This is a genomic window from Streptomyces sp. 1114.5 (assembly GCF_003635085.1).
In the GTDB taxonomy this organism is placed as follows: Bacteria; Actinomycetota; Actinomycetes; order Streptomycetales; family Streptomycetaceae; genus Kitasatospora.
On sequence record NZ_RBXE01000002.1, the window covers coordinates 490,733 to 509,082 of the forward strand.

Below are 18,350 nucleotides of genomic sequence, written 5' to 3' on the forward strand. Positions count from 1 at the left end.
GTGAGGAGACAGAGTGGATTCGCCGCCGATCACCACTGCCCCTACGGAAGTCCAACTCATCGATGACAGTGAGGAGTTCCGGACCCTTCGGCGCTCGTTCCGGAGCTTCGCGTTCCCGGTCACCATCGGCTTCGTGCTCTGGTACCTGCTCTACGTCCTGCTCTCGTGCTACGCCCCCGGCCTGATGCGCACCAAGGTCGTCGGGCACGTCAACCTGGCGCTGGTGCTCGGACTGCTGCAGTTCGCCACCACCTTCGCCATCGCCGCCTGGTACGCCCGCTACGCGGACCGGCGGATCGACCCGGCCGCCACCGCGATCCGCGAGGCGCACGGCGCCGTCGTCCACGCCCCCCGGGAGTCTGCCGAATGACATTGATCGCCAGCTCCGCCACCGAGCACCGCGCCCTGACGATGACCCTGTTCGGCGTCTTCGTGGTGGCCACCCTGGTCATCACCGTCTGGGCCGGGCGGCAGAACCGCAGCGCCGCCGACTTCTACGCCGGGGGCCGCGGCTTCACCGGCTTCCAGAACGGCCTGGCCATCTCCGGCGACTACATGTCCGCCGCCTCCTTCCTCGGTATCGCCGGGCTGATCGCGCTCAACGGCTACGACGGCTTCCTGTACTCGATCGGCTTCCTGGTCGCCTGGCTGGTCGCGCTGCTGCTGATCGCCGAGCCGCTGCGCAACTCCGGCCGGTTCACCATGGCGGACGTCCTCGCGTTCCGGATGCGCCAGCGCCCCGTGCGCACCGCGGCGGGCATCTCCACCATCGTGGTGTCGATCTTCTACCTGCTCGCCCAGATGGTCGGCGCCGGGGCGCTGGTGGCCCTGTTGCTGGGCGTCACCGGGGACGCCGCCAAGCGCTGGACGATCCTCGCGGTGGGCGCGCTGATGATCATCTACGTGGTGATAGGGGGCATGAAGGGCACCACCTGGGTGCAGATCGTCAAGGCGGTGCTGCTGATCGCCGGCGCCGCGCTGATGACCGTCCTGGTGCTCGCCAAGTACCACTTCAACCCCTCGGAACTGCTCGGCGCGGCCGCCTCCGCGAGCGGCAAGGGCTCGGCCTTCCTCGAACCAGGGCTGAAGTACGGGGCCACCGGCACCTCCAAGCTCGACTTCATCAGCCTCGGGATCGCCCTGGTGCTCGGCACCGCCGGCCTGCCGCACATCCTGGTCCGCTTCTACACCGTCCCCACCGCCAAGACGGCCCGGAAGTCCGTGCTCTGGGCGATCGGCATCATCGGCGTCTTCTACCTGATGACCCTGGCGCTCGGCTTCGGCGCGGCGGCGCTGGTCGGCCGCAGCGGCATGGTCGCCGTCGAGGGCAAGACGCCGTCCGGGAACACCGCGGCGCCGCTCCTCGCGGAGCAACTCGGCGGCGGGGCCGGCAGCACCGGCGGGGCGATCATGCTCGCGGTGATCTCGGCGGTCGCCTTCGCCACCATCCTCGCCGTGGTGGCCGGGCTCACCCTCGCCTCCTCGGCCTCCTTCGCCCATGACCTGTACGCCAACGTGATCCGGCGCGGGAAGGCGAGCGAGAAGGAGGAGGTGCGCTCGGCGAAGTGGGCCGCGGTGGCGATCGGCGCGGTCGCCATCGTGCTCAGCCTCTACGCGGGCAAGCTCAGCACCGCGGCCCTGGTGGCGCTGGCCTTCGCGGTGGCCGCCTCGGCGAACCTGCCCACCCTGCTCTACTCGCTGTTCTGGAAGCGCTTCACCACCGTCGGCGCGGTCAGCTCCGTCTACGCCGGGCTGATCTCCTCGGTGGTGCTGGTGGTGTTCTCCCCGGTGCTGTCCGGGGCCAAGAACTCCTTCTTCCAGGGCGTCGACTTCCACTGGTTCCCGCTGGAGAACCCCGGCCTGGTCTCCATCCCGATCGGGTTCCTGGCCGGCTGGCTCGGCACCCTGCTGTCCGCCGAACGCCCCGACCCGGAGAAGTACGCTGAACTGGAGGTCCGCTCGCTGACCGGACTGGGTGCTCATTGATCGTCCCGCGATGACTATGCTGGCCCGGCCCGCCGTGACGGTGGCCGGGCCGGCCGCATCTCGGGAAGGACGCACGTGCTGCTCGACACCTTCGGACGCCAGGCCGTCGACCTGCGGGTCTCCCTCACGGACAGGTGCAACCTGCGCTGCACCTACTGCATGCCGGAGGAGGGCCTGCAGTGGCTGGCCAAGCCCGACCTGCTCACCGACGAGGAGATCGTCCGGCTGGTCACGGTCGCCGTGCGCGACCTGGGCGTCCGCGAGGTCCGCTTCACCGGCGGCGAACCGCTGCTGCGCCCCGGGCTGGTCGCCGTGGTGGCCGCCTGCTCGGAGCTGGAGCCGCGCCCCGAACTCTCGCTGACCACCAACGGCATCGGACTGGCCCGCACCGCCACGGCGCTGCGCGAGGCCGGGCTCGACCGGGTCAACGTCTCGCTGGACACCCTCGACCCCGAGGTGTTCCACACCCTCACCCGCCGCCACCGGCACCAGGACGTGCTGGACGGGCTGGCCGCAGCCGAGGCCGCCGGGCTGGCGCCGGTGAAGCTGAACGCGGTGCTGATGCGCGGGGTCAACGACCACGAGGCGGCCGACCTGCTGGCCTGGTGCCTGGAGCGGGGCTACGAGCTGCGCTTCATCGAGCAGATGCCTCTGGACGCCCAGCACGGCTGGGACCGCTCCTCGATGGTCACCGCGACGGAGATCCTCGACCTGCTCCGCGCCCGCTTCACGCTCACCCCGGAGCCGGCCGCCCGGGGCGCGGCGCCCGCCGAGCGCTGGCTGGTGGACGGCGGACCGGGCCGGGTGGGCGTGATCGCCTCCGTCACCCGGCCGTTCTGCCGGGCCTGCGACCGGACCCGGCTGACCGCCGACGGCCAGGTGCGCAACTGCCTGTTCGCCACCGGGGAGACCGACCTGCGCAGCGCGCTGCGCTCGGGCGCGGACGACGCCGAGCTGGCCGCGCTGTGGCGGGCGGCGATGTGGGGCAAGAAGGCCGGGGCCGGGATCGACGACCCGGAGTTCCTGCAGCCCGAGCGGCCGATGTCGGCGATCGGCGGCTAGGACGGCCTTCGGCGGCGGGGCGGCCCTTCGGCGACTGGGACGGGCCCGACTGGGACGGGCCTTCGGGGGCTAGGCCGACGCCCCGGGGGCTTCCGGGGTCCAGTCGGCGAAGGCGACGACCTCCTTGAGGAAGCCGCGCACGCCGAGGAACTGGGACAGGTGCTCGCGGTGCTCGTCGCAGGCGAGCCAGGTCTTGCGGCGGTCCGGGGTGTGCAACTTGGGGTTGTTCCACACCAGTACCCAGCCGGCGTCCGCGCGGCAGCCCTTGGCGGAGCAGATCGGCGGCTGCGGGGTGTCCATCGGGCGTCCTCAACGGTAGGCGGGAAGGTCGGCACCGCCAGTCTGTCACGCGCGTTCGAAGGGCCCGCTCGAAGCCTGCGCCGGAGGCGTCCGGCCGAGGTCTCCGGGTCCGGGCATGGCGACGCCGGGCAGCCACGGGGGGAGCCGCCCGGCGTCGGTCCGTCGCTCCGACGGGGGATGCGGAGCGCGTACGCAGTATGTCACGCCAGGACCCTCGGTTGGGGAGGTCTTGCATGATTAATCTGAGCTTCTTTTGAGCTTTCCCGGAGCCGTACGGGGGTGAAGCGGGGTGAAAAGGACGGTCAGTTCACGTCCTGTGAAGGATCGGTGGCAGCGGCCTTTGCCTCTCCTGTACCGCCTGCCGCACCAGCCCCACCCTTACCGCCGGGGCCCAGCATCAGCGGGGTGTCCAGCGGGATGTCGAAGGTGCTCGGCAGGCCCGGTGCCCGCTCCCGGCCCGCGTTGGCGATCAGCACCGCGAAGTACGGCAGCAGCACGGCGCCCGCCAGCGCCCCGAACGCCAGCCACCGCTGGACGTCCCACAGCACCACCGCGAGCAGCACGCAGACCGTACGGAGCAGCATCGAGATGACGTAGCGGCGCTGGCGCCCCCGGACGTCCTCGCTGAGGCTGCTGCGCGCTCCCGTGATCCGGAAGACCTGGCCGTCGCCGGCGCTCTTGCCCATGTGTCCTACCGCCCTCGTCACACCCCCGCGCGCCGTGCCGCGCGGCCTCCTCACGGTACGCCGGGGTGGTCGCGGCGACGAGACCGGGTGGGGCGGACGCACCCGGTCGGGTGCGCGAAGGGCCTGTCCGGCGGAGTGGACAGGCCCTTCGGGGAGGTCGGCGTCAGGAGCGCCGGGAGAGGTACTGCGGGGGCACGGCGTCGGTGAGCCAGACGCCGTTCTCGCTGAGCCGGAACTCGTGGCCGGCCGCCGTCATCGCGGCCGCGTTGACGGTCAGCACCACCGGGCGGCCGTGCCGGGCGCCGACCCTGGTGGCCGTCTCGGTGTCCGCCGAGAGGTGGACGTCCTGGCGGGCCATCGGGCGCAGGCCCTCGCGGAAGATCGCCGCCAGGTGCCGGTCGGCGGTGCCGTGGTAGAGCACGTGGGGCGGCACGGCGGCGGCCAGACCGAGGTCGACCGCCACCGTGTGGCCCTGGTTCGCACGGATCGAGAGACCGTCCGGCGAGTAGCCGAAGCGGCGCTTGTTGTTGGTGGCCACGACGTGGTCCAGCTCGGCCTTGGTCAGCCGGTTGCCCTTCGCCGCGAGCGCGGTGAGCAGCGCGTCGATCCGGACCCAGCCGGCCTCGTCCAACGTGACGCCCACCCGGTCCGGGTCGTGCCGCAGGATGCGCGAGAGCATCTTGCTCGTCTTGACCAGCCGTTTCTCGTCCATCATGTCTCTCGTATCCCCCCGTGGGTCAGCGGCTAAGAGGCCTGGCTGACCGAACTCATGTTGAAGTCCGCGACACGCACGGGTGGCATCGCGGTGCGGGTGAAGTAGTCGTTCCACTCGCGGGGCAGGCAGCGTTCGGTGCGGCCCGCCTCGGTGATCCGGCCGAGCAGGTCGACCGGGGACTCGTTGAACCGGAAGTTGTTGACCGCGCCGACGACCTCGCCGTTCTCCACCAGGTAGACGCCGTCCCGGGTGAGGCCGGTGAGCAGCAGCGTCGCCGGGTCCACCTCGCGGATGTACCAGAGGCAGGTGAGCAGCAGGCCGCGTTCGGTGCGGGCGATCATCTCGTCCAGCGTCGGCGCCGACTCCTGCTCGGCCGTCTCCAGCACCAGGTTGTCGATGGCCGGGCGCACCGGGAGGCCGGTGAGGCCGGCCGCGTGGCGGCTGGTGATCAGCTCGTGCAGCACGCCCTCGCGGATCCACTCGGTGGCGGCGACCGGCTCGCCGTTGTCGAAGACCGAGACGTCCCCGCCGCTGGAGTGCGCCAGGACGAACGGCGGGGCCTGCAGGTCGGGCTCGTACGGGTCGGAGCGCAGCGTCAGCGGCAGGCCGCTGAGCTTGTCGCCGACCCGGGTGCCGCCGCCGGGCTTGGAGAAGACCGTCCGGCCCTCGTGGGCGTCCCGGCCGCCGGAGGCCCAGTTGAGGCAGATCAGCAGGTCGGCGACGGCCGAGGGCGGCAGCAGCGTCTCGTAGCGGCCGGCCGGCAGCTCCACCTTGCGGGCGCCCCAGCCGAGGCGCTTGGTCAGCTCGGTGTGCAGGGCCGGGAGGTCGATGTCGGTGAAGTCCCGGGTGGCGGCGCCGACCCAGGCAGAACCGGACAGGTCGGCGGTCTTGGCGTTGATCTCGACCATGCCGGTCGGCTGGTCGTGGCGCAGCCGCAGGCCGGTGGAGCTGCCCAGGTAGCTGGTGACGAGCTCGTGCCGGGCGAAGCCGTACAGCAGCTCGCCCTGCGCGGCGGCGCGGGCGAAGGCCTCGCCGAGGGCCGGACCGAAGGCCTCGAACACCTCGATCGAGGTCTGCGCGGGCGGTCGGGTGAAGTCCGGGGACGGCGGCCGGTCGGCGACCAGGGGCTGGGCGTCCTCGGCCGGGCCGGCCGCGCGGGCGGCCTCCTCGGCGGCCCGCACCAGGGACTCCACCTCCTCCGGTGTGACGGCTTCGCGGGAGACCACGCCGGAGGCGGTGCCATCGGCGCCGGCCACGGTGGCGATCACGGTCAGCCGGCGGCCGCGGGTGACGCCGTTGGTGGTCAGGGCGTTGGCCGCCCAGCGCAGGTTGGCGGTGGACTCCTCGTCGGCGATCACCACGCAGCCGTCGGCGCGGGAGAGGCCGAGCGCCAGCTCGACGAGTTCGTGGGGCTGCATCGCGGCCATCAGTGACCCGCCTCCTGCTGGGTGTTGAGCACGTTGACGTTGCGGAACAGCGCCGACGGACAGCCGTGGCTGACCGCCGCGATCTGGCCGGGCTGCGCCTTGCCGCAGTTGAAGGCGCCGCCGAGCACGTACGTCTGCGGGCCGCCGACCGCCGCCATCGAGCCCCAGAAGTCGGTGGTGGTGGCCTGGTAGGCGAAGTCCTTGACCTGGCCCGCGAGTTCGCCGTTCTTGATGGCGTAGGCCCGCTGGCCGGTGAACTGGAAGTTGTAGCGCTGCATGTCGATCGACCAGGAGCGGTCGCCGACGATGTACAGGCCGTTCTCCACTCCGGCGAACAGGCCCTCGGTGTCCGGGCCGTCGGCGGCGGGCTGCAGCGAGACGTTGGCCATCCGCTGCACCGGGACGTGCGCGGGGGAGTCCGCGAAGGCGCAGCCGTTGGAGCGCTCGAAGCCCTTCAACTTGGCCATGCCGCGGTCGAGTTGGTAGCCGACCAGGACGCCGTCGCGGATCAGGTCCCAGGACTGGGTGGCGACGCCCTCGTCGTCGTATCCGATGGTGGACAGGCCGTGCTCGGCGGTGCGGTCGCCGGTGACGTGCATCAGCTCCGAGCCGTACCTGAGGGAGCCGAGCCGGTCGAAGGTGGCGAAGGAGGTGCCGGCGTAGGCGGCCTCGTAGCCGAGCGCGCGGTCCAGCTCGGTGGCGTGGCCGATCGACTCGTGGATGGTCAGCCAGAGGTTGGACGGGTCGATCACCAGGTCGTAGCGGCCGGCCCGGACGCTCGGCGCCTTCATCTTCTCGGCCAGCAGGACGGGCAGTTCGGCGAGCTCCGCGTCCCAGTCCCACTCGGTACCGGTCAGGTACTCGTAGCCGCGGCCGACCGGCGGGGCCAGGGTGCGCATCGAGTCGAAGGCACCGGTGCGCTCGTCGACCGAGGTGGCCTCCAGCTTGGACTCCAGCCGGATCCGCTGCTGGGTCGTCACCGTGCCTGCGGTGTCCGCGTAGAACTTGTTCTCCTGGACCGTCTGCAGCGCCGCCTGGACGTGCGAGACGCCCTCGGCGGCCAGCAGTCGGGCGCTGCGCTCGGCGAGCAGCGCCGTCTTCTCGGCGTCCGGCACCTCGAACGGGTTGACCTCGTACGAGGAGACCCAGGTGACGTCCCGGTGGACCGGCTCCTCGGCCAGCTCGACCCGCTCGGCGGAGCCGGCCGCCCGGCTGATCCCGCCGGAGAGCCGGGCCACCGCGACGGCCTGCTCGGCGACCCGGGCCGCCGTGCCGGGGTCGAGGTCGACACCGGCGGCGAAGCCCCAGGCGCCGTCCAGCAGCACCCGCACGGCGAAGCCGAGTTGCACGCTGTCGGAGGTGCCGGCCGGGCGGGCGTCGCGCAGCCGCCAGGAGGCGCTGCGGATCCGCTCCAGGCGGAAGTCGGCGTGGCTCGCGCCGAGTTCGCGGGCCCGGGTGAGGGCGGCGTCGGCGAGGGCGTGCAGCGGCAGGGCGAGGAACAGCGGGTCGACGGCGCGCCCGGGCGCGGCGCCGGCGCGGTCGGCCGGAAGGATCGGAGGCAATCGGGCTCCCAGGTCGCGGAGGGTGACGGTGTGGTGCCACAGGGGCAGCCACACCGCATCATTTCCCGTCCACCGGCTTTCCGGCCAGCGCATTTCGACCGGTGCGCTGCGGTTTCGGCCAGGCCCGGCGCCCGGTCGGCGCGGGCGCGCCGGGGCACTGGCTCACGGCCGGGCGGCGCGCCGGCCGGCCTTCGGGAGGGGGCGTCAGCCGACGGACTCCCACCAGCTGTCGAGCTCCGGCGGGTTGTCGACGTCCACCCGCTCGCCGGGGCGCGGCACGGCCAGCGGGACGGCGTGCTCCTTGGCCTCCGTCACCAGCCGCTCGATCGGCTCGGCCCAGCGGTGCAGGCCGAGGTTGAAGGTGCACCAGTGGACGGGCACCAGCAGGCCGGCGGTGAGGTCCCGGTGCGCGAGGACGGCGTCCTCCGGGGTCATGTGGATGTCCGCCCAGGCCTCGTCGTAGGCGCCGATCTGGACCAGCGCGGCGTCGAACGGGCCGTGCTGCTCGCCGATCCGGGCGTAGCCCTCGAAGTAGCCGGAGTCGCCGGTGTAGAAGACCCTGCGGTTCGGGCCGGCGATCACCCAGGAGCCCCACAGGGTGGTGTTGCGGGTCAGGCCGCGGCCGGAGAAGTGGTGCGCGGAGGTCAGGGTGAGCACCAGCTCGCCCAGGTTGCAGGTCTCGTCCCAGTCCAGCTCGATGATCCGGTGCTCCGGGACGCCCCAGCGGCGCAGGTGGGCGCCGATGCCGAGCGGCACCGCGAAGGGCGCGGACTGGCTGCGCACCAGGCGCTTGACCGTCGCCATGTCCAGGTGGTCGTAGTGGTCGTGCGAGATCAGTACGGCGTCGACCGGCGGCAGCTCCTCCAGCTCGACCGGCACCGGGTGCAGCCGCTTGGGGCCGATGTGCGCGGACGGGGAGCAGCGCTCGCTCCAGATCGGGTCGAGCAGCACCCGGAAGCCCTCGATCTCCACCAGCGCGGAGGCGTGGCCGTACCAGGTGATCTCCACGCCCTCGGCGGGCGGCCCCGGCGGGGTGGCCGGGCGGACGGTCGGCACCGGGTGGGCCGGGACGCGGCCCTCACGCTCGAAGAGCATCCGGCGCGCGGTGGCGCCGTCGAAGCCGGGCGCCCCGGCGCTGCGGGCGAGCGTGGAGGGCGCGTTGTGGAAGACGCCGTCGCGGTACTGCGGGGAGTTGCGCACCCGCTCCTCGCGCTCGCCGTCCGGCCGCCGCCCGAACGCCGCCGGCAGGTCGCGCAGTGCCCAGGCGGCCGTGCCCAGGCCGGCCGCCAGGGAGGCGAGGGCCAGCAGTCGTCCGCGTCGGGGGGTGCCCCCGGGCCGTGCCTTGGTCATCCGCTGCTCTGCCTTCGTCGTTCGCCGGGACGGGTCGGGTGAACGGTACGGCAGGTCCCGGGCCGGCCCCTACCCACGGGGGGCAACGGGCGCACCCGCCCGTGTTGTTCCCGTACAGTCGCCCCGATCGGGTCACTGCCCGGGCCTGCGGCGCTGTCCCGGGCCCCGGCGCGGCGGCGGGCGCGGATTGTCGGATTGCGACAGTTCCTTAGGTGCGGCGCTGTGGGAGACCGATGCGCCGCCACCGCCGACCGCCCGATAGCGTCACACTGCGTACGCATTCCGACGTACGCGCTCACACACGGAGAGAGGTGGATCGTTGAGCCGCTCGGTTCTCGTCACCGGAGGAAACCGGGGCATCGGCCTCGCGATCGCCCAGGCCTTCGCCGAGGCGGGCGACAAGGTGGCCATCACCAGCCGCTCGGGCGAGGTGCCCGAGGCCCTGGCGAAGTACGACGTCCTCGCCGTCCGCTGTGACATCACGGACGCCGCGCAGGTCGACGCCGCCTTCACCGAGATCGAGCAGAAGCACGGCGCGGTCGAGGTGCTGGTCGCCAATGCGGGCATCACCAACGACACCCTGCTGCTGCGCATGTCGGAGGAGGACTTCACCTCCGTCGTGGACACCAACCTGACCGGCACCTTCCGGGTGGTCAAGCGCGCGTCGAAGCTGATGATGCGCGCCCGGAAGGGCCGCGTCGTGCTGATCTCCTCCGTGGTGGGCCTGTCCGGCTCGCCGGGCCAGTCCAACTACGCCGCCTCCAAGGCCGGCCTGGTGGGCTTCGCCCGGTCGCTGGCGCGCGAACTCGGCCCGCGCAACATCACCGTCAACGTGGTCGCGCCCGGCTTCGTCGACACCGACATGACCGCCGTGCTCACCGATGAGCGCCGCGCGCAGATCGTTGCGGACGTGCCGCTCGGCCGGTACGCGGCGCCCGCCGAGGTCGCCTCCACCGTGCGGTTCCTCGGGTCGGACGAGGCCGCGTACATCACCGGAGCCGTCATTCCCGTCGACGGCGGATTGGGCATGGGTCACTGAACATGAGTGGAATCCTCGAAGGCAAGCGGATCCTGATCACCGGTGTGCTGATGGAGTCCTCCATCGCCTTCCACACCGCGAAGCTCGCGCAGGAGCAGGGCGCGGAGATCATCCTCACCGCCTTCCCGCGCCCGAGCCTGACCGAGCGGATCGCCAAGAAGCTGCCGAAGCCGGTCAAGGTCCTGTCGCTGGACGTCTCCAGCGAGGAGGACCTGGCGGGCATCGCCGACCAGGTCCGCGAGCACCTGCCGACCCTGGACGGCATCGTCCACTCGATCGGCTTCGCCCCGCAGGACGCCCTGGGCGGCAACTTCCTGAACACCCCGTGGGAGTCGGTGGCCACCGCGATGAACGTCTCGGCGTTCTCGCTGAAGTCGCTGACCATGGCGCTGCTGCCGCTGATGCAGGACGGCGGCTCGGTCGTCGGCCTGACCTTCGACGCGCAGTACGCCTGGCCGCAGTACGACTGGATGGGCCCGGCCAAGGCCGCCCTGGAGTCGACCAACCGCTACCTGGCGCGCTACCTGGGCGAGCGGGACATCCGCTGCAACCTGATCTCGGCCGGCCCGATCGGCTCGATGGCCGCCAAGTCCATCCCGGGCTTCGGCGACCTGGCCGACACCTGGAACCACCGCTCCCCGCTGAAGTGGGACCTGAGCGACCCGGAGCCGGCCGGCCGCGGCATCGTCGCGCTGCTGTCGGACTGGTTCCCGAAGACCACCGGCGAGATCATCCACGTCGACGGCGGTCTGCACGCCATCGGCGCCTGACGCTCCGCTCCGCCCGTACGCCGCTGCCCGGTACCCCTCGTGGGGTGCCGGGCAGCGGCGTACGTCGTGTTCGGGGCGGGGGACGGGGTCGGGGCGCCTGGGTCTACGCCCGGGGCGCCTGGGTCTACGCCTGGGGCGTCCGGAGCGCCTGGGCTGCCTGGGTCGCCGCGTCGGCTGCCGCCTGGGTTGCCTGGGCGGCCAGGGCTACCTGGGCCGCCGCCTCGGCCGTCCCGCAGGCGCCGATGGCGCGGCCGGCCTCGATCGAGGCGCGCTGGGCGTCGCCGGCCCGGATGGCGTCCAGGATGGTGTCGTGGCCGATGTAGCGCTCGGCGATCAGCTCCGGGCCGACGTCGTGCCGCAGGTGTGCGCGGGTGACCTCGCCGAGGTCGGCGTAGACGGCGAGCAGCACGTCGTTGTGGGCGGCGGCCACCACGGCCTGGTGGAAGGCGGCGTCGGCCTGGATGAAGTCCTCGGCCTCGCCGGAGCGCCAGGCGGCCTCCCGGCGGGCCAGGGCGCCGTCCAGCAGCTCCAGGTCGCGTTCGGTGCGGCGCTGGGCGGCAAGGCCCGCCGCGGAGGTCTCCAGCGCCGCCCGCAGCTCGGCGACCTGCGCCTGGTCGGCGTCGGCGAAGCGGCGGTGCATCACTCCGGCGAGCTCGCTGGTGGCCAGGACGTACGTGCCGGAGCCCTGCCGGATGTCGAGCAGGCCGTTGTGCGCGAGGGCGCGGACGGCCTCGCGGACGGTGTTGCGGGCGACGCCCAGCTGCTCGACCAGGGCGGCCTCGGTGGGGATGCGGGAGCCGACCGGCCACTCCCCGGACGTGATCTGGGCACGCAGCTGCGCGATCACCTGGTCGGACAGCGGGGTGCGCCTCGGCGAGGACAGCGCCACGGGGACTCCTTGCGGCTACGGCTCGGGTGGGGCCTGGGTGGGAGGTGGCCGGTGGATGAACGGTCGGCACATCATGCCAATTCCGAGGTGCATCAATTCATCCCATCATTCTATGATGGCCCGTATGCCCGCAGCAGACACCACCGTTCCCCGGCGGAACGACGCCCGGCCGCAGACCGAGCGGCCCGCCGGACCCGCCCCTTCCACCCCCTCCGCCAGGTACTCGGTCTGGCTGTTCGCCGTCGCGATCGCCGCCGCCGCCTTCAACCTGCGTCCCGTGGTCACCAGCCTCGGACCGCTGCTCGACCAGGTCCGCGCCGACCTCGGGATGAACCCCACCCTCGCCGGGCTGCTCACCGCCGTACCCTCGCTCTGCTTCGGCCTGTTCGGCTTCGCCGCGCCCACCATGGCCCGGCGGATCGGCCCGATCGCGGTGATCACCGCCGGCATGGGCGCGATCACCGCCGGCGTGCTGGCCCGCTCCTTCGCCGGCGGCACCGCGGTCTTCCTGCTGCTGACCGCGCTCGCGCTGGCCGGCGTGGCCGTCTCCAACGTGCTGATCCCGGTGGTGATCAAGCGGTACTTCCCGGAGAAGGTCGGGCCGATGATCGGCCTCTACTCGATGGCGCTGTCCGCCGGCACCGCGCTGGCCGCCGCCGTCACCGTGCCGCTGACCAGCTCCCTCGGCGGCGACTGGCGCTACGGCCTGGGCATCTGGGCCGCGCTCGGCGCGCTCGCGCTTGCCCTCTGGCTGCCGGTGCTGATCGCCAGGCGCGAGCGCGGCGAGCGGGCGGGCGGGGCCGCGACCCCGGCGAAGCTGCCGATTGCCCGCAGCCGTACGGCCTGGGCGCTGGCCTGCTTCTTCGGCCTGCAGGCGACCGGCGCGTACGTGGTGATGGGCTGGCTGCCGAAGATCTTCCAGGACGCCGGCATCGACAAGGGCACCTCCGGGTTGCTGCTCGCGGTGACCATGGTGATCGGCGTGCCGGTCTCCTTCGTGCTGCCCAACCTGGCCGCCCGCCGCGGCGACCAGCGGCTGTTCGTGGTGGTGCTGGCCTCCTGCGGGATCGCCGGGTACGTCGGGCTGGCGCTGGCCCCGGCCGGTGCGCCGTGGGTCTGGGCGGCCCTGGTGGGCCTGTCCAACTGCGCCTTCCCGCTGGTGCTGACGATGATCGGACTGCGCGCCCGCACGGCGGGCGGGGTGGCGCAGCTGTCGGCCTTCGCCCAGGGCGTCGGCTACCTGATCTCCATCCCCGGTCCGATCCTGATCGGCCGGATCTACCAGGTCACCGGCGAGTGGTACTGGCCGCTGGGCTTCCTCGCGCTGCTGCTGGTCCCGCAGATGTTGTTCGGCCTGCGGGCCGCGCTGGCCCGGCACATCGAGGACGAGGCGGTCCGCCCGGCGGCGGTCAAGGGCTGAGGCCGGTCGAGGGCTGAAGCCGGTCGAGGCCCGACGCCGGTCAAGGCCCGACCAAGAAGGCGGGGCCACCGCGGGGCGGGCGTGTCGGGGATGGGAGAATTCCCGACATGCCCGTTCTCGACCCGAACCCGACCGACGGCCGCAAGCAGCTCGGCCGTATCGCCCTGGCCTTCGCCGCCATCGTGGTGCTGGTGGCGGTCATCGCCTCCGTCGCCACCTCGCTGGGCTGACGGCCTACCGGCTGCCGTCCGCCGCCGGCTGTCCGCCGTCCGACACCCCGGTGAACGGGGTGTGACGGCACCCGCCACCCCTGCGAGTGGCGGCATCCGGGAGCATCGCGCCCCCGGGCCGCTTTTCTGCCAAGCTTGCTGGGTATGAGCGCCGACACGCCCCGCAGGATCATCGTTCTCCGCCATGCCAAGGCCGACTGGCCGAACGGCGTGGACGACCATGAGCGGCCGCTGGCCGACCGGGGCCGCCACCAGGCCCCGGACGCCGGCCGCTGGCTGGTCGACTCCGGCATCAACCCCGACTACGTGCTCTGCTCCACCGCCCTGCGCACCCGCGAGACGTGGAAGCTGGCGGCGCACGAGCTGCCCAAGCGGGCCCGCAAGACCGTCTACGAGGACCGGATCTACGAGGCCAGCCCCGGCGAGATCATCACCGTCCTCCAGGAGACCCCGGAGGAGTACTCGGACCTGGTGCTGGTCGGCCACAACCCCGGGGTGCTGGGGCTGACCCAGGTGCTGGCCGGGGACGCGGGCGACCGGGACGCGCTGGAGCGGCTGCGCCTCGGCGGCTTCCCGACGGCGGCGATCGCGGTGCTCAGCTTCGACGGGTCGTGGAAGGGCGTCGAGCCGGGTGTCGCCGAGCTGGTCTCGTACTACACGCCGCAGGACTGACGGCCTGAACCAGCTGAGGGGCGTGCGGATCGATCCGCACGCCCCTCAGCTGCGTCCGTGGGCCCTCCTCAGGGCCGGGGAGGGTCCGTCACTCGGTGGGGGTGCCGTGCAGCGCGTCGGCCGCCTCGACCTCCTCACGGGTGATGCCCAGCAGGTAGAGCACGGTGTCCAGGAACGGCACGTTCACCGCGGTGTCGGCGGCCTCGCGCACCACCGGCTTGGCGTTGAAGGCCACCCCGAGCCCGGCCGCGTTCAGCATGTCCAGGTCGTTGGCGCCGTCGCCGATCGCCACCGTCTGCTCCAGCGGCACCTTCGCCTGCTCGGCGAAGCGGGCCAGCCAGCGGGCCTTGCCGGCCCGGTCCACGATCTCGCCGAGCACCCGGCCGGTGAACTTGCCGTCCACCACCTCCAGGGTGTTGGCGGCCGCGAAGTCCAGCCCCAGCTCCGCCACCAGGTGGTCGGTGACCTGGGTGAACCCGCCGGACACCACCGCGACCTGGAAGCCCAGGCGCTGCAGCGTACGGATCAGGGTGCGGGCGCCCGGCGTGAAGCGGACCTCCGCGCGGACCTTCTCCGTCACCGAGGCGTCCAGCCCGGCCAGCAGCGCCACCCGGGCGTGCAGCGACTCGGCGAAGTCCAGCTCGCCCCGCATCGCCGCCGCCGTCACCTCGGCGACCTGCTCCTCGCAGCCCGCGTGGGCGGCGAACAGCTCGATCACCTCGTCCTGGATGAGGGTGGAGTCGACGTCCATGACCACCAGGCGCTTGGCCCGGCGCTCCAGCCCGGCTGCCACCACGGCGACGTCCACCCGCTGGGTGGCCGCCTCCTGGGCCAGCTCGGCCCGCAGTTCCTCGGTGGCCACGCCGGAGACGAACAGTTCGACGGCCGTCACCGGGTACTTGGCGAGGCGGAAGACACGGTCGATGTTGCCGCCCGCCGCGGTGATCCGGGAGGTCAGGGCGGAGACGGCGGCGGCGGTCAGCGGGTTGCCGAGCACCGTGACGTGCGAACGGCCCTCGCGGCGCGGCCGGTTGTCGCCGATGCCGGAGAGGATCTCGGCCTGGAGCTTCTGCTCCTCGGCCCAGCGGTGGACGGTGGCCCGCAGCCCACCCTCGGCGCCGGGGGCGGTGGGCGGGGTGACCAGGGCACACAGCGTGATGCGGCCACGGGTCAAGACCTGCTCGATGTCGATGACGTCGACGCCGAAGCCTGCCAGTGTCGCGAAGAGGCCGGCGGTGATGCCGGGGCGGTCCTTGCCGAACACCTTGACGAGCAGGGTGCGCTCGTCCGCGGTCCGGTGCTGGGCGGCGGGGAGGGGCTCAGCGGCCAGGGGCGATGCGTTCATGGTGCCTCCCACGCTACCCGTCGCCCGGCGGGCCGAGAGCACCTGTCCCACCTCGCGGGACGCCACGGGCCGGGGCTCCGGTAGCAGCCTGGTCACAGTCACCCGGGGTGACTTTCACCGACGGTCGGCGGGCTGGAATGATTCCCCCCGTCAGTCACAGGAACATCGCCCTCCCGGCCGGGGGCCACAATTCGGGGGAACCGAGAGAGCGGGGCAGGCGAGCAGTGCCGCAACTCGTCATCGAGATCAACGGACAGCAGCGGACTCTGGAGCCCGGGCGGTCCTACACCATCGGGCGCAACCCGCAGTCGGACTTCCCGTTCGACGACGCCAGGGTCTCCTGGCACCACGGGACCATCAGCTTCAACGGCAGCGGTTGGCAGCTGGACGACCACGGCAGCACCAACGGCACGTACGTGGCCGGCGCCCGCACCATGCAGGCGCAGCTGTTCCCCGGCGCCGTGGTCAACCTGGGCAACCCGGAGAACGGCCCCCGGCTCGGCTTCTCCGCGCCCGCGCACGCCGCCGCCCCGCAGGCCACCCCGATCCACGAGGCCGCCACCAGCCGCGGTCCGGTGCCGCAGCCGCAGCAGCCGGGTTGGCCGCAGCAGGACCCGTACCAGCAGCCGCAGCAGCAGGGCTGGGCGGGTCAGCCGCAGGCCCAGCAGCCGTTCCCGCAGCAGCAGTACGCACCGCAGCCCCAGCAGGGCGGCTTCCCGCAGCAGCAGGGCTTCCCGCCGGGGCAGGGCTTCCCGCAGCAGCAGGGCCTCCAGCCCCCGCAGCAGCACGGCGCCGGCCCGCAGCCGACCATGATCCGCAACCTGACCGCGGGCATGAACACCGTCCGGATCGGTCGCGCGCTCGACAACGACATCGTGGTGTCCGACCTCCAGGTCTCCCGCCACCACGCCGAGCTGCGCCAGCTCCCGGACGGCCGCTACGAGATCGTCGACCTCGGCAGCCACAACGGCATCTTCCTCAACGGCCAGCGGGTGCAGCGTCAGCTGATGGGCCCGCAGGACCGGCTGACCGTCGGCCACTCCAGCTTCGTGCTGGTCGGCGACCAGCTGCAGGAGTTCGTCGACACCGGCGCGGTCTCCTTCTCCGCCCGCCACCTGACCGTCGAGGTCGAGCACAAGGGCGGCAAGAAGATCCTGCTCAACGACGTCAGCTTCGGCGTCCCGGAGAAGTCCCTGGTCGCCGTCATCGGCCCGTCCGGCTCCGGCAAGTCGACCCTGCTGCGCGCCCTCACCGGCTACCGCCCCGCCGACCGCGGCGAGGTGCTGTACGACGGGCGCAACCTCTACAAGCAGTTCGCCGAACTCCGCTCCCGCATCGGCCTGGTGCCGCAGTCGGAGATCCTGCACCGTGAGCTCACCGTCCGGAAGGGCCTCAAGTACGCGGCCCAGCTGCGCTTCCCCGGCGACACCGAGGCGCGCGAGCGCGAGGCCCGCATCGACGAGGTGCTGTACGAGCTGCGCCTGGACAAGCGCGCCGACAACAAGATCACCGCGCTCTCCGGCGGCCAGCAGAAGCGCGTCTCGGTCGCCCTGGAGCTGCTCACCAAGCCCTCGCTGATCTTCCTGGACGAGCCCACCTCGGGCCTCGACCCGGGCATGGACCGCGAGGTCATGCAGATGCTGCGCGGCCTGGCCGACGACGGCCGCACGATCCTGGTCGTCACCCACTCGGTGGCCGAACTGGCGCTCTGCGACCGGCTGTTGGTGATGGCGCCGGGCGGTTCGGTGGCCTACTTCGGCCCGCCGGACGAGGCGCTGCACTTCTTCGGGTACGAGACCTGGGCGGACGTCTTCCAGGCCTTCGAGAACTACCCGGACCACGACTGGGCCGGCCGCTACCGCGGCTCGGTGCACTACCAGCAGTACTCCGCCCCCACCGTGGAGGCGGGCGAGGTGCAGCACGTCCAGGTGGCCCAGGAGGCCATCCGCCCGCCCAAGCCGCAGAGCTGGGGCTCGCAGCTGTGGACGCTGATGCGGCGCTACATGTCCGTGCTCGCCTCGGACCGGGGCTTCCTCGCGCTGTCGGTACTGCTGCCCGCGGTCATCGGCGCGGTCAGCGTGCTGATCCCCAACGCGCCGGGGCTCGCGCCCAACCCGAAGTCGCAGCTCGGGCTCAACAGCGGGGCCGCGACGATCATGCTGATCCTGGCGATCGGGGCCTGCTTCTCCGGCGCGGCCAACTCGGTCCGAGAGTTGATCAAGGAGCGGGCGATCTACGAACGGGAGCGGGCCACCGGCCTGTCCCGCTCGGCGTACATGATGTCCAAGATCATCGTGCTGGGCATCTTCAGCGTGATCCAGGGCGCCATCATCTCCGCCGTCGGCTTCCTGCCGCGCAAGCTCCCCGCGCACGGCCTGATCGTCAAGAACCTGCCGATCATCGAGATGACCATCGGCATGATCCTGCTGAGCTTCGCCGCGATGATGTTCGGCCTGATGATCTCCGCGCTGGTGAAGACCGCCGAGAAGACCATGCCCCTGCTGGTCATGTTCGCCATCGTCCAGGTCGTCTTCACCGGCTGCCTCTTCCAGATCTTCAGCAAGCCCGGCCTGGAGCAGGTCGCCTGGCTGATGCCGGCCCGCTGGGGCACCGGCATCGTCTCCACCACGCTCGACCTGTCGAAGCTGATGGGCCCCTGGAACAAGGACTTCCAGAACCCCAAGTACGACCCGCTGTGGACTAGCTCCGTCGCCCAGTGGTCGATCGACGCCGGCGTGCTGATCGTGATCTCGGTCGTGATCGGCGTCATCGTGACCCGGCTCCAGCGCCGGCACGAGCCGGAGGTCATGCAGAAGGGCTGACGCCCGGACCCGAGCAAGAGGGCGGCCTTCCCGCGTCGGGGAGGCCGCCCTCTGTTGCTCGCCCGCTCGCCTCCG

17 protein-coding genes are annotated in these 18,350 nt (G+C 72.3%); 9 read left to right on the forward strand and 8 right to left on the reverse strand.

All coding sequences use genetic code 11. The annotated features are described in order from the left end of the window. Positions 1-13: 13 nt before the first annotated feature. From BX285_RS25655 to moaA, 3 genes are all read left to right on the forward strand, one after another. A complete protein-coding gene (locus BX285_RS25655) occupies positions 14-370 on the forward strand; it encodes a DUF485 domain-containing protein (RefSeq protein ID WP_097235740.1) in 357 nt (118 codons plus the stop codon). Further along, entirely contained in the window at positions 367-1,986 is a 1,620-nt protein-coding gene (locus BX285_RS25660; RefSeq protein ID WP_097235739.1) for a cation acetate symporter, read from the forward strand. The genes BX285_RS25655 and BX285_RS25660 overlap by 4 nt, the downstream gene beginning before the upstream one ends. Before the next feature lie 75 nt (positions 1,987-2,061). After that, the gene (gene moaA / locus BX285_RS25665) at positions 2,062-3,048 is read left to right on the forward strand and encodes a GTP 3',8-cyclase MoaA (RefSeq protein ID WP_097235738.1); all 987 of its coding nucleotides are present in this window, start codon (positions 2,062-2,064) and stop codon (positions 3,046-3,048) included. A gap of 69 nt (positions 3,049-3,117) precedes the next feature. Here moaA and BX285_RS25670 read toward each other — a convergent pair whose 3' ends face one another. The 6 genes from BX285_RS25670 to BX285_RS25695 form a co-directional block, all read right to left on the reverse strand. Beyond that, positions 3,118-3,348, reverse strand: coding sequence for a hypothetical protein (locus BX285_RS25670; protein ID WP_097235737.1), 231 nt, complete (start codon positions 3,346-3,348; stop codon positions 3,118-3,120). Positions 3,349-3,650: 302 nt separating this feature from the next. Continuing rightward, positions 3,651-4,034, reverse strand: coding sequence for a DUF3099 domain-containing protein (locus BX285_RS25675; protein WP_097235736.1), 384 nt, complete (start codon positions 4,032-4,034; stop codon positions 3,651-3,653). Between the two features lie 163 nt (positions 4,035-4,197). Further along, entirely contained in the window at positions 4,198-4,746 is a 549-nt protein-coding gene (locus BX285_RS25680) for an RNA 2'-phosphotransferase (protein ID WP_097239919.1), read from the reverse strand. 32 nt (positions 4,747-4,778) lie between these two features. Beyond that, positions 4,779-6,176, reverse strand: a complete 1,398-nt coding sequence (locus tag BX285_RS25685) for a metallopeptidase TldD-related protein (RefSeq protein ID WP_121178316.1) — start codon at positions 6,174-6,176, stop codon at positions 4,779-4,781. Then, on the reverse strand, positions 6,176-7,738 hold the full coding sequence (locus BX285_RS25690) for a TldD/PmbA family protein (protein WP_259470788.1): 1,563 nt from the start codon (positions 7,736-7,738) through the stop codon (positions 6,176-6,178). Before BX285_RS25690 ends, BX285_RS25685 begins: the two co-directional genes overlap by 1 nt. A gap of 204 nt (positions 7,739-7,942) precedes the next feature. Then, complete coding sequence (locus tag BX285_RS25695) at positions 7,943-9,088, reverse strand: MBL fold metallo-hydrolase (RefSeq protein WP_121178320.1); 1,146 nt, start codon at positions 9,086-9,088, stop codon at positions 7,943-7,945. A gap of 319 nt (positions 9,089-9,407) precedes the next feature. Between BX285_RS25695 and fabG the strand changes: the two genes are divergently transcribed. Then, positions 9,408-10,127: a 3-oxoacyl-[acyl-carrier-protein] reductase gene (fabG, locus tag BX285_RS25700; RefSeq protein ID WP_097235732.1), complete on the forward strand. Its 720-nt coding sequence runs from the start codon at positions 9,408-9,410 to the stop codon at positions 10,125-10,127. Between the two features lie 2 nt (positions 10,128-10,129). Further along, positions 10,130-10,897, forward strand: coding sequence for an enoyl-ACP reductase FabI (fabI, locus tag BX285_RS25705; RefSeq protein WP_097235731.1), 768 nt, complete (start codon positions 10,130-10,132; stop codon positions 10,895-10,897). 124 nt (positions 10,898-11,021) lie between these two features. Here fabI and BX285_RS25710 read toward each other — a convergent pair whose 3' ends face one another. Next, positions 11,022-11,786, reverse strand: coding sequence for a FadR/GntR family transcriptional regulator (locus BX285_RS25710; protein ID WP_121178322.1), 765 nt, complete (start codon positions 11,784-11,786; stop codon positions 11,022-11,024). A 115-nt stretch (positions 11,787-11,901) separates the two neighbouring features. Here BX285_RS25710 and BX285_RS25715 point away from each other — a divergent pair, with 115 nt between their 5' ends. The 3 genes from BX285_RS25715 (at position 11,902) to BX285_RS25720 (ending at position 14,108) form a co-directional block, all read left to right on the forward strand. After that, on the forward strand, positions 11,902-13,206 hold the full coding sequence (locus tag BX285_RS25715) for a CynX/NimT family MFS transporter (protein ID WP_373560469.1): 1,305 nt from the start codon (positions 11,902-11,904) through the stop codon (positions 13,204-13,206). Positions 13,207-13,313: 107 nt separating this feature from the next. After that, entirely contained in the window at positions 13,314-13,436 is a 123-nt protein-coding gene (locus BX285_RS38645; protein WP_097235728.1) for an SGM_5486 family transporter-associated protein, read from the forward strand. 144 nt (positions 13,437-13,580) lie between these two features. Beyond that, on the forward strand, positions 13,581-14,108 hold the full coding sequence (locus tag BX285_RS25720) for a histidine phosphatase family protein (RefSeq protein WP_097239918.1): 528 nt from the start codon (positions 13,581-13,583) through the stop codon (positions 14,106-14,108). Between the two features lie 88 nt (positions 14,109-14,196). Here BX285_RS25720 and serB read toward each other — a convergent pair whose 3' ends face one another. Beyond that, positions 14,197-15,453, reverse strand: a complete 1,257-nt coding sequence (gene serB / locus BX285_RS25725; protein ID WP_097235727.1) for a phosphoserine phosphatase SerB — start codon at positions 15,451-15,453, stop codon at positions 14,197-14,199. Between the two features lie 224 nt (positions 15,454-15,677). Here serB and BX285_RS25730 point away from each other — a divergent pair, with 224 nt between their 5' ends. After that, positions 15,678-18,275: an FHA domain-containing protein gene (locus BX285_RS25730; RefSeq protein WP_121178324.1), complete on the forward strand. Its 2,598-nt coding sequence runs from the start codon at positions 15,678-15,680 to the stop codon at positions 18,273-18,275. Positions 18,276-18,350 lie beyond the last annotated feature (75 nt).